Annotated in this window: 17 protein-coding genes; 9 read left to right on the top strand and 8 right to left on the bottom strand. The window is 68.2% G+C overall.

The annotated features are described in order from the left end of the window. Positions 1–62: 62 nt before the first annotated feature. The 8 genes from AAW00_RS13840 to AAW00_RS13875 all read right to left on the bottom strand — a co-directional run bounded on the left by AAW00_RS13840 (position 63) and on the right by AAW00_RS13875 (position 6,227). A complete protein-coding gene (locus tag AAW00_RS13840; protein ID WP_047005047.1) occupies positions 63–803 on the bottom strand; it encodes a sigma-70 family RNA polymerase sigma factor in 741 nt (246 codons plus the stop codon). After that, positions 800–2,833, bottom strand: a complete 2,034-nt coding sequence (locus AAW00_RS13845) for a flagellar biosynthesis protein FlhA (RefSeq protein WP_052761986.1) — start codon at positions 2,831–2,833, stop codon at positions 800–802. The genes AAW00_RS13840 and AAW00_RS13845 overlap by 4 nt, the downstream gene beginning before the upstream one ends. A 92-nt stretch (positions 2,834–2,925) precedes the next feature. Further along, positions 2,926–3,828 carry a lytic transglycosylase domain-containing protein gene (locus AAW00_RS13850; RefSeq protein ID WP_241461750.1) on the bottom strand — a complete coding sequence of 301 codons (903 nt, stop codon included), beginning with the start codon at positions 3,826–3,828 and terminating at the stop codon, positions 2,926–2,928. 79 nt (positions 3,829–3,907) lie between these two features. After that, complete coding sequence (locus tag AAW00_RS13855; protein WP_047005049.1) at positions 3,908–4,237, bottom strand: hypothetical protein; 330 nt, start codon at positions 4,235–4,237, stop codon at positions 3,908–3,910. Next, the gene (locus tag AAW00_RS15205) at positions 4,234–4,479 is read right to left on the bottom strand and encodes a flagellar biosynthesis anti-sigma factor FlgM (RefSeq protein WP_052761981.1); all 246 of its coding nucleotides are present in this window, start codon (positions 4,477–4,479) and stop codon (positions 4,234–4,236) included. The genes AAW00_RS13855 and AAW00_RS15205 overlap by 4 nt, the downstream gene beginning before the upstream one ends. Before the next feature lie 116 nt (positions 4,480–4,595). Continuing rightward, a complete protein-coding gene (locus tag AAW00_RS13865; protein WP_047005050.1) occupies positions 4,596–5,045 on the bottom strand; it encodes a flagella basal body P-ring formation protein FlgA in 450 nt (149 codons plus the stop codon). Positions 5,046–5,103: 58 nt separating this feature from the next. Then, a complete protein-coding gene (locus AAW00_RS13870; RefSeq protein WP_047005051.1) occupies positions 5,104–5,565 on the bottom strand; it encodes a hypothetical protein in 462 nt (153 codons plus the stop codon). Continuing rightward, the gene (locus AAW00_RS13875; RefSeq protein ID WP_047005052.1) at positions 5,562–6,227 is read right to left on the bottom strand and encodes a MotA/TolQ/ExbB proton channel family protein; all 666 of its coding nucleotides are present in this window, start codon (positions 6,225–6,227) and stop codon (positions 5,562–5,564) included. The genes AAW00_RS13870 and AAW00_RS13875 overlap by 4 nt, the downstream gene beginning before the upstream one ends. A gap of 213 nt (positions 6,228–6,440) precedes the next feature. Between AAW00_RS13875 and flgB the strand changes: the two genes are divergently transcribed. The 9 genes from flgB to AAW00_RS13920 are packed head-to-tail and all read left to right on the top strand — an operon-like array spanning position 6,441 to position 12,006. After that, complete coding sequence (gene flgB / locus AAW00_RS13880) at positions 6,441–6,788, top strand: flagellar basal body rod protein FlgB (protein ID WP_047005053.1); 348 nt, start codon at positions 6,441–6,443, stop codon at positions 6,786–6,788. Positions 6,789–6,801: 13 nt separating this feature from the next. Further along, positions 6,802–7,194, top strand: a complete 393-nt coding sequence (gene flgC / locus AAW00_RS13885; protein WP_241461751.1) for a flagellar basal body rod protein FlgC — start codon at positions 6,802–6,804, stop codon at positions 7,192–7,194. Then, positions 7,191–7,490: a flagellar hook assembly protein FlgD gene (locus AAW00_RS13890; protein ID WP_047005055.1), complete on the top strand. Its 300-nt coding sequence runs from the start codon at positions 7,191–7,193 to the stop codon at positions 7,488–7,490. Before flgC ends, AAW00_RS13890 begins: the two co-directional genes overlap by 4 nt. A 28-nt stretch (positions 7,491–7,518) precedes the next feature. After that, entirely contained in the window at positions 7,519–8,334 is an 816-nt protein-coding gene (locus tag AAW00_RS13895; protein ID WP_047005056.1) for a flagellar hook-basal body protein, read from the top strand. A gap of 14 nt (positions 8,335–8,348) precedes the next feature. Further along, positions 8,349–9,083: a flagellar basal body rod protein FlgF gene (locus AAW00_RS13900; RefSeq protein WP_338151463.1), complete on the top strand. Its 735-nt coding sequence runs from the start codon at positions 8,349–8,351 to the stop codon at positions 9,081–9,083. A gap of 31 nt (positions 9,084–9,114) precedes the next feature. Further along, the gene (gene flgG / locus AAW00_RS13905; protein WP_047005058.1) at positions 9,115–9,903 is read left to right on the top strand and encodes a flagellar basal-body rod protein FlgG; all 789 of its coding nucleotides are present in this window, start codon (positions 9,115–9,117) and stop codon (positions 9,901–9,903) included. A gap of 8 nt (positions 9,904–9,911) precedes the next feature. Then, the gene (locus AAW00_RS13910; RefSeq protein WP_047005059.1) at positions 9,912–10,574 is read left to right on the top strand and encodes a flagellar basal body L-ring protein FlgH; all 663 of its coding nucleotides are present in this window, start codon (positions 9,912–9,914) and stop codon (positions 10,572–10,574) included. Positions 10,575–10,588: 14 nt separating this feature from the next. Beyond that, positions 10,589–11,686, top strand: coding sequence for a flagellar basal body P-ring protein FlgI (locus AAW00_RS13915; RefSeq protein WP_082125110.1), 1,098 nt, complete (start codon positions 10,589–10,591; stop codon positions 11,684–11,686). Beyond that, positions 11,683–12,006 carry a hypothetical protein gene (locus AAW00_RS13920; protein WP_047005061.1) on the top strand — a complete coding sequence of 108 codons (324 nt, stop codon included), beginning with the start codon at positions 11,683–11,685 and terminating at the stop codon, positions 12,004–12,006. The genes AAW00_RS13915 and AAW00_RS13920 overlap by 4 nt, the downstream gene beginning before the upstream one ends. The last annotated feature ends 2 nt before the right edge of the window (positions 12,007–12,008 follow it).

Genomic DNA, 12,008 nt, shown 5'->3' on the forward strand with positions numbered 1-12,008 from the left:
ATGAAAACGCCGCGTAAAGGCAGGTCTCGCGACCTTCCATGCTGAGCCCGCTTAGCCGAGAACTAACATTCTAGAACGTCATCCCGGTGCCCGGAACAAGCATCACGTAACAATGCCAGCGCCTTCGCCTTCAACTGATGGACGCGCGGGATGCTGACTTCGAGGATCTCGGCAATCTCCGACAGGTTAAGTTCCTCTACGAAATAAAGCTGCAGCGTCAGCTTGAGACGGTCCGGCAAAACAGCGATCATCTCTGCCAGCCTGTCGGATTCCTCGATGGCGCTCAACACCTCGAAGGCATCGGGCGCCTCGTCGGCGAACGCGGGATCGGCGTCCGCGTAGCTCGCATCGAGGGACTCGATGCGCGTGGCGGGAATGTCCGCTTCGAGCAGGTCCCGGGCACTCATGCCGGTGGCCTCGGCCAGTTCCGCCATGGAAGGTGCGTGTCCCGTGCGCGCGATGAACTGCCGCCGTACCTCGCCGACCAGCGCTCTCTTGCGGGCCGTGACCCGGCCATCGGGAATGGTCTTGCGCAGCAGATCGTACATCGCTCCGCGCACGCGCATCTTGGCATAGGCCGCGAAACCGTCCTCTCCGGTTCCGGAATGCCGGCGCGCGCATTCGGTGAGCGCGAGCAGACCCGCCTGCATCAGGTCGTCCACCTCTATGCCCGGCCGTCCGCCGCCATGGATATGCCAGGCGAGTTTGCGCACCAGCGGAATGAAGGCGCGGACCCGCCGTTCGACGACGTCGGGGGCGGCATAGGCCTGCGCGGCCTGGAAGCGGGCGTGATCCTGCTTCATGCGGCCACCGGTTCCGCCGCGGTGGCGGCATTGGCCAGCGCATCACCCGCGCCGCCGACGACGCTCAGCACGTCGATCGGCTGGCTGGGCGGCAGTTCCGCCAGCGAGATGACGAGGCAGTCGGGCACCCGGCTGCGCAGCAGGCGCGCCAGCGCGCGGCGCGTAGGCGGCTGCACGACCAGCGCGATGCCGCCCGCGCCCGACGTGCCGCGCTCCTGTGCCAGCGCGGCGATGCTCTCGCCGATCATGCGGGCGCATTCGGGCTCGATCAGCAGGTCCCCGCTCGCCGGATCACGCAGGCCGCCCAGGATGGCGCTTTCGAGATTCCCGTCGAGCGTCACCACCGGCAAGGTCGCTTCGGGCCCGCAGATCTGGCCGATCAGCCAGGCCCCCATGTCGGCGCGGACGTGGTCGATCAGGCGGTCGAAATCCTTGGTCTCCTGCAATCCGGTCGACAGGCTGGCGAGGATCGGCATGGGGTGGGCGAGCGTGATGCCGTCGGCCAGCAGCGCGCGCAGGATGCGGGTCAGCGCGGCAAGCGGCAGGGGATCGGGCGTGACCGCCTCCACGAGCCCGGGCGAGCGTTCCTTGACCCCTTCGAGCAGCGCTCGCGCCTCGTCCGGGCCGAACAGGCGCTCGGGCCGTCCCTCGAGCAGCTTGCTGAGATGGGTGGCGATGACGGTGCCCGGATCGACGACGAGGAAGCCTTCGGCCACGGCATTGTCGCGCTCGGATGCAGGGATCCAAAGTGCCGGACACCCGAAGCTGGGGTCGCTGGTGGGGATGCCCTGCATGGCATGGTCCGCGCGCACCTCGCCCGTGTCGATCGCCAGCATCCGGTCGGCGCGGATCGCCCCTCCCCCCAGCATCGCGCCGCCCAGCACAATGCGATAGTTGCCTGCCGGCAGATCGAGACTGTCGCGAATGCGGAACTGCGGCACGATGAAGCCGAAGGTCTGGCTGAGTTGCTTGCGAACGCCCGTAATGCGGGCGACCAGCGCGCTGTCCTGTGTCTTGTCGACCAGGTGGACGAGTCCGTAGCCAAGCTCCAGCGTCACCAGCGTGTGGTCGGACACATCCTCGATGGCGATGGCGTCGGGGTTGGCGGCGGGCGCGACAGGCTCTGCCGGGGCTGGACGCTCCGCCTGTGCCTTCAGCTTGCGGTACAGCCAGAAAGCGATGGCCGCTGCCGGCAGGAACACCGATTGCGGCATGGCCGGGATCAGCCCGATGGCGAACAGCACGACGGCCACCGGCAGCCACGATTGCGGATTGCAGAACTGGCCGCCGATATGGCCCGCCAGATCGTCCTTGTCGCTCACCCGGGTGACGATCACCGCGGCGGCGATGGAGAGCAGCAGAGCGGGCACCTGCGCCACTAGCGCGTCGCCCACGGCCAGCGTCACATAACGCTCCGCCGCCTCCGACGCGGTCAGGCCATGACTGATCATGCCGAGGCAGAAGCCGGCAATGATGTTGATCACCAGGATCAGCAGGGCGGCAATGGCATCGCCCTTCACGAACTTGCTGGCACCGTCCATCGCGCCGTAAAAATCCGCCTCGGTCGACACCTCGGCGCGGCGCGCGCGGGCCTCTTCCGAAGTCATAAGCCCTGCGGCGATATCGGCATCGATGGCCATCTGCTTGCCGGGCAGGGCATCCAGCGTGAAGCGCGCCGATACCTCGGACACGCGGCCCGCGCCCTTGGTGATGACGACCATGTTGATGATCAGCAGGATGATGAAGACGAACAGGCCGACGGCAAAGTCGCCGCCGACGAGGAACGCGCCGAAGCTCTCGATGATCTGACCGGCTGCCGCCTCGCCCTGATGCCCGTTGACCAGTACGATGCGCGTGGAGGCCACGTTCAGTGCCAGGCGGAACAGGGTGGCGAACAGCAGGACGGAGGGGAACGAGGAGAAGTCCAGCGGGCGCGCGGCGTTCATCGCCGCCATCAGGATCGCCACCGAAAGCGCGATGTTGAGGACGAAGAAAGCGTCCAGCATCATGGTGGGGATCGGCAGGACCATCAGCACGATCAGCGCCAGGATCCCGGTGGGCAACGCCAGCGTGGCCGGGGAGATGCCCTGCCTTGCGCGCGCCTGCGAAGTGGCGAGCGCGGTCACAGGTTCATCGCCTTGAGCCGGTCATAGGCGCCGCGCACATGCGCGGGCATGGGCCGGTCGCCGGTGGCAAAGCTGGCATGGAGGAGATCGGCCATCGACGGGCGCTGTTGCGGCGGTGCGCCCTGCGCGCCCGCCACCGCGCCGACACCCAATCGGGCACCGCCCGTGCCGGTCATGCCGGCGGGCGAAGCCCAATCGCGGGCGGCGCTGGCGAAGCGGGCGGAGGGTGAGGAATCGAATGACGAAGGAAGGGCCCCGCCCGCCGCCATCGCGGTCTGCATCCTGCCGCGCATCAAGCCCATGACCTCGCCCAGCGACCTCGACGCGCCACCGGGGCCGTAGAAGATGCTGCGGTTTGCTGAGGCCGCCTGCGGCATGAGCGCCGCAGCCGCAGCGGTGGGGTCCTGCGCCAGCGCGGTCAGGAAGCGCCCCGCCCCCGCCGCGCCGAGGAAATGCGCCATGTAAAGCTCCGTCGCGTCCGGCTCGCGCCCGAGCACGTTCATCAGCTGAGCGCGGTTGTCCTGCGCCAGGGCTCCGGCCATCATGGCCGAGGCGTGGGGATCGAACTTCAGCGCCATGATGGCGGCGGCATTCGCCGGATCGCTGACAGCGCTGCGCCCGCCACGGGTCTCGATCGCCCCGGCAACCCCGGCATAGCCGAGACGTTCGCCGTGACGATCGAGGGTCGAGAGCCAGGTGCTGTCGATGAACTGGTAGAGCCCTTCCGCCGAGGAGGTACGGGCTCGCGCGGCGGGATCGAGCGCCGATTCCAGCCGCGCCTGCGCCAGCAGGTAATCGAAATCGGCCCCGGTCGCCTCTGCCGCGCGGGCGATGGCGCCGGCCACTTCGCCCCGCGGCGGGGCGGGCGCGCGAAGGGAGGGATGTCCCCCCGCTGCCATAACTTGTGATCCCACTGTGCCGAACGCCTTTTTGAAATTGCTTTCGAGCGGCGTTCAGCAAGAGCCGTGCCAGAAAGACCTATCCCTGCATCAGCACCGGGCGCGGCCGGGCGTTGTAGGTGCCCGCGCGCTGGGTGAGTGCGTCCAGCCGCGCCGCGACGTTGGCCGAGACCAGGTTGCGGATACGGCGGTTAACCTCGTTGGCGTGCCGCGCCGACAGGAGCAGCGCCCGGCATTCCTCGTCGATCGACTGCGCGTCCTGCGCCTCCAGGGCAGCGCAAAGCGTATGCTTGCCCTTCCCCATCAACGTGAGCGCATCGATGTCCAGCCCGGCAAGCGCCTGCCGCTCGTCTTCAAGCACGGCAAGCATTTGCCGCAACTGGTCCTTCAGCATGGGGGCGGTCGTCATTCGGGGGAACTCAGCATGAGGCGCGCGGCGATCATCGCATCGGCAATGCGCGCAGGAAGGATAGGATAGGTGCCGTCGCGCAGCGCATTGCGGATTTCGCCGACGCGCTCGGCATCGATGGGTGCCGCATCGGCGCGCGCGCCCTGCCCGGTCTCGACCTCGACGCCGCCATCGATGCGGGCGGGAGCTTTCCCGACTGCTCCGGCAAGGGCGTTCGCACGCCCCTCGGCACGGGCACCCACGGCGGGACGCGATCCCGAAACTGGGCTGATTTCCGACGACACTGGCTCGCTCCTTTCACGTCTCGGACACCAGAACGACCGCGCCGCGAGAGTTTTAAGAGCAAGCGGCGAGAAACTCAGGAAAGCGGCAGCACGACCACGCCGGGCCGCTCCACACGGGCGCGCAGAACGTCGCGGCGGCCGGCGATGCGCACGCGCACCCATTCGCCCGCCGCACCCGAATCCATCGCCTCGCCAACCTGGCTCACGGTAAAGCCGGGGCCGGCCACCGCCACGGAGACGCTGTCGCCTCGCGAGACCAGTGGCGCTTCGCTCGCGACCTGCTCCCGCTGCGCCTCGCGCACAGGCACGAAGATGCGCCAGCCGCCGCGGTCGGGGCACTCGACCACCACGTTGGCGCGCGCCGATCCGTGCCACGACAGTGCCAGCGGCGTGTTGCATCGGGCGAGACGCAGGCGGCGGTCGGTCAGCTGCCGCGCCCCGCCCTCGGCACCGATGGGGAGGCCCGTGAACTGGGCGACCGCAAGATCGATATCCGCCGGATCGGCGAACTGTGCCTGCGCCATTGCGGGGGAAGGAGCGAGCAGGAAAAGTCCGGCAGCGAGCGCGGCCGGCAGGAGGGTCTTAGGGCAAGGGGGCATCGGCGTTTCCCTGACAGGTGAGATCGGGTGTGACCGTCGGGCCCTGCAAGGCCTGTGCCATCCCTCCACCTTTGGTGAATGAAACGCTGGCGAAAAGCTCGTCCGTCGCCCCCTGCTCGACAACGGTTCGCGGCAGGAATCCCGCCGCGCGCGCCTGGTCCAGCAACGCAAGCGCGCGCTGCGCGGCGGAATCCGGATCGTCACCCTCGTACCGCGCGGTGATCGTTACCGTTTCACGCGGGTCGCCGGCGCGCGCGGCGAGCCAACCAGCCAAGCTCTTCCCCGATGCGGGCGTCCAGACGTCGGTTGCCTCTGCGAAGAGCTCGTGAGGAGGATTCGCACCGCTATCGTCTCCCGTGGCGAATGCGGAGGCGATGACGATGAAGAGAATGAGAGACAGGTCGGCCAGGATTACCTGCCAACCGTGACCGGCACGCAAGGTCACGCGGCGGCTCCGGCCAACACGGCAGGCCCGTCGGGCACGACGCCCGCAATCTGTTGCGAAAGCCAGTCGAAGAGGTGCTGGCGCTCTTCCTCCTCCTGTTCGGCGCGGCGTTCGATCAGACGGGCTAGAGGGTAAAACACAAAATGCGCGCACAGGAGCCCATAAAGCGTCGTAAGCACCGCGCTCGCCACAGTCGCTGCCATGTCGCCCGAGGCCAGCCCGTCCGCCGGCAGCTGGCTGAGCGCGAGCAGCGTCCCGGCAAGTCCGAACACCGGCGCCAGATCGCCGGCCTGCGCCAGCGTTTCCTCGGCCACCTGCCGGCGGCGGCGGCGCATCTGCGCGTGGCGCTGGTGCGTGGCTTCCAGCGCGGCGATGGAACGGTGCTTAATGAGCGCGGCTGTCGCTTCGTCGATCTCGGCATCCTCGCTCGTCACGGGGTGCGCGCGCAGCACGCCGTCGCTGCGTATCTCATCGACCTGGGCTGCTACCTTGGCGCGGGCATGTTCGTAGGTGAAGCGCGGGCGCAGCAGTTGCGTGGCGGCACCTGCCGCGGCCTGCCAGCCGGTGCGCCCGCAGCGCAGCAGGGTGGCGAGCAGCGTGCCCCCCAGCACGACGGCGAGGCTGGCAGGGTCCAGCAGCGCGGAAAACGTGAATGCGTCCATGGCAAAAGGGTCCTCTTCGAACCCCGAGAACGACCCCGCCCGCAAGCCCTTAAGCGGATCGGCGCAACTTTGCCGCAACCGGCAATCGCTTGCCGCCCCCGGTGTGCCGCGACCCCGCCTTTCGCCTTGCCTGCGCCATTTGGCACGCTGCTTGCTGAAGCGGCACCACCACGCGCGGCAAAACACTGCTGCGCGCAACAAGCGAGACCGCACATGAGCGAAGGATTGTTCGGCATACACGGGGCGGCGCTGGAACTGCGCTCGCAGCGCATGGCCATGCTGACCGCGAACATCGCCAATGCCGCCACCCCCGGCTACAAGGCGCGCGACATCGATTTCGATGCGGCCCTGCGCGCCCGGATGACGGGCAGCGATGCGGGATCGGCGGCGGATGGCGCGGTGCGATACCGCGTGCCCGTCATGCCCTCGCTCGACGGCAACACCGTGGAACTGGCCAACGAGCAGATGGCTTTTGCCGAAAATGCCGTCGCCTACACCGCGACGCTGTCGTTCCTTCAGGGCCGGGTCGAGACCGTGACCCGCGCGATCCGGGGCGAATGACATGCCTGGTTCGATGAGCATCTTCGCCCAGGTCCAGCGCGGCATGTCCGCCCAGCTCGTGCGCATGAACGCGGCCGCCTCAAACCTCGCAAACGCCGGCGCCGTCGCCGGGCGCGAGGAGGATGCCTACCGCCCGATCCGCGCCGTCTTCAGCGAGGAGGTCGACCGCGCCAGCGGAACCTCCACCGTCCGCGTTGCCGCCGTCATGCGCTCCGACGCGGCGCCGGTGCGCCGGCACGATCCGGGCCATCCGCTGGCCGACGAGAACGGCGACGTCTGGGATTCGAGCGTCGATGAGACGGCCGAGATGGTCGAGATCATGGAAAGCAGCCGCCAGTACCAGAACCTGGTCGAGGCCATGCAGACCGCCAAGCAGCTCATGCTCGATACGATGAGGATCAAATGACGACCATTGCGAACACGGCCTCAGCCACTGCCTTGCCCGCGGCACCCTCCAAGGGCGGCCTAGGCGCGATGGGCCAGGGCGATTTCCTCCGCCTGATGGTGGAACAACTCAAGCAGCAGGACCCATTCGATCCCGTCGATAACAAGGAAATGCTGGCGCAGATGGCTCAGTTTTCCGGACTTGCCGGCACGACCGAGACGAACGCCGCGCTCGCCAGCATCGCCAGCCGGCTCGACACGCTGATCCAGCTGCAACAGCAGCAGGCCGCAGCCGGGTCCGCGACGCCCGCCCCCTGATCCCGCCCTTCACGAAGGAAATACCGCCATGTCTTTCTACACTTCCCTCAACGGCCTGAAGAACGCGCAGACCGACCTCGGCACCATCGCCCACAACATCGCCAACGCCGAGACGACCGGCTTCAAGAAAAGCGACACCCGTTTCGCCGACCTCGTGGCGGGCGGTTCCTACACCGATCCGCGGCAGATAAAGGGCATCGGCTCGACGGTCAGCGGGATCGTCCAGAACTTCGGCCTCGGCGCGATCGACCAGACCGGCAACGCGACCGATCTCGCCATCGCCGGCGACGGCTTCTTCACCACCCGTCACGAGGAGAGCGGGCGCACCCTGTTCACCCGCAATGGCAACTTCGAGATCGACGGAGGCGGCTACCTGCAGGACGGCGGCGGCAACCGGTTGCAGATGTTCGGGCTCGACGCGGCCGGAAACCCCGCCAGTGGCGGGGCGACGGCCGATGTGCTCATTCCCGCCACCAACGCTGGCGGAGCCGAACTCGCCGGCGTGACCATCGAGAGCGACGGTACCATCAACGCGGCCTATGCCGACGGCACGATAAATGCCGTTGGTAGGGTGGCCATGGCCACCTTCATCGCGCCCACCTCGCTGCGCCAGACCGGCGATTCGAAGTGGGAAGCCACGGGAGGATCGGGCGCGCCGACGATGGGCGTGCCGGGCGTCGGACGCTACGGCAACCTGCTCTCGGGCGCTCTGGAACGCTCCAACGTCGACCTTGCCGAAGAGATGGTCGGCCTGATCACCGCGCAGCGATACTTCCAGGCCAACGCCAAGGCCATCGATACCGCGACCCAGCTCTCCCAGACGATCATCAACCTGCGGAGCTGACCGGCGTGGACCGCATGATCTACACCGCGCTGACCGCGATGAACGCGGCGATGGACCGGCAACGGGCCATCGCCAGCAACCTGTCGAACGCGCACACAACCGGCTTCCGGTCCGAGACCTTCAGCGTCAACACCCTGACCTTGCGCGGCCCTTCGCTGGAGACGCGGGCGATGGCGCAGGGTTCGGTGCGCGGGGCCAACCTGGCGGCGGGGCGGGCGGTGCCAACGGGCCGCGATCTCGACCTTGCCCTGCGCGGCGATGCCCTGATCGCCCTGCAGGCGGCGGACGGCAGCGAGGTCTACTCGCGCCGCGGCGACCTCGCCATCGGGGCAGCCGGAGTGCTGGAGAACGGCGATGGCCGCCCGGTAATGGGCGCGGCCGGCCCGATCACCGTCCCGCTGGGCGCACAGGTGACCGTTGCCGAGGACGGTCGGGTCATGGCGGCCGATCCGGCAACTCCTGACCAGCCGGCCGAGGAAATCGCGCGCATCCGCCTCGTCAGTCCGGCCGGCAGCCGGATCGTCAAGAACCTTGACGGCTTCTTCGAGGTCGTGGGCGGCGGCGTGCTGCCGGTGGACGAGACCGCCCGCGCCGACATCGGCAGCCTCGAGGAATCCAACGTCGATACCGCGCAGACCCTGGTCGAGATGATCGAGGCGCAGCGCAGCTTCGAGCAGCGCTCGAAACTCTTCTCCACCGTCAGCGAACTCGACCAGGCGGGAAGCCGCCTGATGTCGCTGCGCGGCTGACCCTTCCGGAATCCAACAAGGAACCCGAACCATGCCCATTTCCGCCCTTCACGTCGCCCGCACCGGGCTCGAGGCGCAGGACGCCAGAATGCGCGTCATCGCCAACAACCTGGCGAACATCTCTACCACCGGCTTCAAGCGTGACCGCGCGAATTTCGCTACGCTCGCCTACCAGGACGCGCGCGTCGCGGGCCAGCGATCGACCGGCGACACCGCCTATGCCGTGGGCCTCAACCTTGGCACCGGCGTGGCGCTTCAGGGCACCAGCCGGATCGACACGCAGGGCACGCTCGACACCACCGGCAATGCCTTCGATCTCGCGCTGGACGGCAATGGCTATTTCCAAGTGCAGATGCCCGACGGGACGCTCGCCTATACCCGCGCGGGCAATTTCACCCTCGACGCGCAAGGCCAGCTCGTCACGCCGCAGGGCTTCGCCGTGCAGCCCGCCATCTCCGTTCCGCAGGGGGCGACCAGTGTCACCGTCGCGCCCGACGGCACCGTCACGGCCATGCTGGCCGGCGAAGGCGAGCCTGCCGAGATCGGCCAGCTGACCGTCGCCCGCTTCGCCAACGCGGCGGGCCTGCAGGCGAGCGGCGACAACTTCCTGCTCGAAACCGCCGCCAGCGGCCCGGCCGAACTAGGCGTGGCCGGCACCGAGGGGCGCGGCTCCATCCGCCAGGGCATGCTGGAGGCGAGCAACGTCAACGTCGTCGAGGAACTGGTCGGCATGATAGAGGCGCAGCGCGCCTACGAGATCAACTCCAAGATGATCAGCGCGGTCGACGAGATGCTGCGCAACGCGAACCAGACGCTGTGAGGCGCGCGATGACCCGGCTCTTGCCTCTGTCCTTCGTCTGCGGTGCAGCACTCTCGCTTGGCGGATGCGCCACCGATCGACCGGCAGAAGGTTTCCACGCCGCGCTTCCTCCGCCCTCTCCCGCCTATGCCCCGTCCAACGGCGGCATCTACCAGAACGCGCGCGGCTATGCCGGGCTGATCGAGGGCAACCGCGCCCGCCACGTCGGCGACCTGTTGACGATCGTGCTGGTCGAGAACGTCTCCGCCTCACGCAGTACGACGGGCCGCACCGATCGTTCGGGCTCGGCCTCGATCACCCCTCCAAGCGCCGGTCCGCTCGACTTCCTCGACCCGGCCGCTCTTAACATTTCGTCGGGAAGCTCGTTCTCGGGACGGGGTGAGGCCGGCCAGCGCAGTTCGCTGCGCGGCGAATTGGCCGTGACCATCGCCGATGTCCGCCCCAACGGCACCGCGCTCGTGGTGGGCGAGAAGCAGACGGAGATCGGACAGGGCATGGAGTGGGTGCAGTTCTCGGGGATCGTACGGCTTGCCGATATCGATACGGACAACCGCCTGCCCTCCAGCAGGGTAGCCGATGCGCGGATCAATTATGCGGGCAACGGCGCGATCCAGCAGGCCAGCCGGCCGGGCTGGCTGTCGCGCTTCTTCGCCATGGTCAGCCCCTTCTGATGCGGGACACATTGATGCGGACTTTCCTCCCCTTATGTCTGGCGCTGCTCGCCGCGTTTCTCCCCGCCGCAGCCCATGCCGAGCGCGTGCGCGATCTCGGCACCTTTCAGGGCGTGCGAACGAACCAGCTGACCGGCTACGGCATCGTCGTCGGTCTGCAGGGCACGGGCGACGACAATCTGGAATATGCCACGCAGGCCATGCTCGGAGTGTCCGGGCGGCTCGGCCTCAACCTCCCGCCGGGTATCGAGCCAGGGGTGAAGAACGCAGCCGCGGTCATCATCACCGCCGACCTGCCCGCCTTCGCCAAGCCCGGTCAGAGCATCGACATCACCGTATCCACCATGGGCCGCGCCTCCTCGCTGCGTGGCGGCACACTGGTGCTGAGCCCGCTCTACGGCGCGGACGGACAGATCTACGCGATGGCGCAGGGCAATCTCGCCGTCGGCGGCCTGGGCGTGAGCGGGCGCGACGGATCGCAACTGACAGTGAACGTGCCTACCGTAGGCCGCATCGCCGACGGCGCCACGGTCGAACAGGCCGTCGCCACCGGCTTCGACAGCGAGGGCGAGCTGCGCTTCAACCTCCACACCGCCGACTTCCTCACCGCCACGCGCGTGCGCGACACGATCAACTCCTACTTCCCCGGCTGCGCCCGGGTGGTGGACGCGGTCAGCGTTTCGCTGGTGCTGCCCTACGGCACCGATGCCAGATCCGAAATGCTGGCGCAGATCGAGATGCTGGAGGTGACCCCGGCCGAAAGCCCGGCACGGGTCATCGTCAACAGCCGCACCGGCACCGTCATCATCAACAGCGCCGTGCGCCTGGCTCCGGCGGCGATCAGCCACGGGCGGCTGGTGGTTCGGATCGACGAGGCGCCCAGGGTCGTGCAGCCCGGTCCCTTCGGCAACGGCCGCACGGCGACCGAGCAGTCGAGCGAGGTTTCCGTGGCCGAGGAAGGTCAGCGCGTCACGCTAGTGGGCGGAGGGGCCGACCTGTCGCAGGTGGTCGACGCGCTCAACCTGCTCGGCGTCGGCGCATCGGACCTCGTCGTGATCCTTGAGGCACTGAAGGAAGCGGGCGCCCTGCGGGCCGAAATGGTGATCCTGTGAGCGTTGTCGCACCCTCTCCCTCCGTCGCCACGAGCAATCTCGCCGCCGCGACCCAGCCGCGCGGCGACGACGACTTGCGCAAGGTGGCCGAAGGGTTCGAGGCCATCTTCATCCGCAAGATCCTCGAGACCGCCCGCGCGGCGGATTTCGGCGGCGAGGACGTGTTCGGCGGGCAGGCGTTGGAAACCTTTACCGCGATGCGCGACGAGTATGTCGCCGACATCGTCTCGGGCACGGGCGCCTTCGGCTTCGCCGCCTCGATCAAACGGCATCTTGCCGCGCGTCTGCCCGGCCCGAGTTCCAGCACGGACGAGGGTTGACG

It is taken from the genome of Aurantiacibacter luteus (assembly GCF_001010945.1).
GTDB classification, from domain to species: Bacteria; Pseudomonadota; Alphaproteobacteria; order Sphingomonadales; family Sphingomonadaceae; genus Alteraurantiacibacter; species Alteraurantiacibacter luteus.

Bases quoted from the DNA above. Each gene is read 5' to 3' on its own strand.
- AAW00_RS13840 (WP_047005047.1), bottom strand. From the start codon at position 803: ATGAAGCAGGATCACGCCCGCTTCCAGGCCGCGCAGGCCTATGCCGCC.
- AAW00_RS13845 (WP_052761986.1), bottom strand. From the start codon at position 2,833: ATGGTCCTGCCGATCCCCACCATGATGCTGGACGCTTTCTTCGTCCTC.
- AAW00_RS13850 (WP_241461750.1), bottom strand. From the start codon at position 3,828: ATGGCAGCGGGGGGACATCCCTCCCTTCGCGCGCCCGCCCCGCCGCGG.
- AAW00_RS13855 (WP_047005049.1), bottom strand. From the start codon at position 4,237: ATGACGACCGCCCCCATGCTGAAGGACCAGTTGCGGCAAATGCTTGCC.
- AAW00_RS13865 (WP_047005050.1), bottom strand. From the start codon at position 5,045: ATGGCGCAGGCACAGTTCGCCGATCCGGCGGATATCGATCTTGCGGTC.
- AAW00_RS13875 (WP_047005052.1), bottom strand. From the start codon at position 6,227: ATGGACGCATTCACGTTTTCCGCGCTGCTGGACCCTGCCAGCCTCGCC.
- flgB (WP_047005053.1), top strand. From the start codon at position 6,441: ATGAGCGAAGGATTGTTCGGCATACACGGGGCGGCGCTGGAACTGCGC.
- flgC (WP_241461751.1), top strand. From the start codon at position 6,802: ATGAGCATCTTCGCCCAGGTCCAGCGCGGCATGTCCGCCCAGCTCGTG.
- AAW00_RS13890 (WP_047005055.1), top strand. From the start codon at position 7,191: ATGACGACCATTGCGAACACGGCCTCAGCCACTGCCTTGCCCGCGGCA.
- AAW00_RS13895 (WP_047005056.1), top strand. From the start codon at position 7,519: ATGTCTTTCTACACTTCCCTCAACGGCCTGAAGAACGCGCAGACCGAC.
- AAW00_RS13900 (WP_338151463.1), top strand. From the start codon at position 8,349: ATGATCTACACCGCGCTGACCGCGATGAACGCGGCGATGGACCGGCAA.
- flgG (WP_047005058.1), top strand. From the start codon at position 9,115: ATGCCCATTTCCGCCCTTCACGTCGCCCGCACCGGGCTCGAGGCGCAG.
- AAW00_RS13910 (WP_047005059.1), top strand. From the start codon at position 9,912: ATGACCCGGCTCTTGCCTCTGTCCTTCGTCTGCGGTGCAGCACTCTCG.
- AAW00_RS13915 (WP_082125110.1), top strand. From the start codon at position 10,589: ATGCGGACTTTCCTCCCCTTATGTCTGGCGCTGCTCGCCGCGTTTCTC.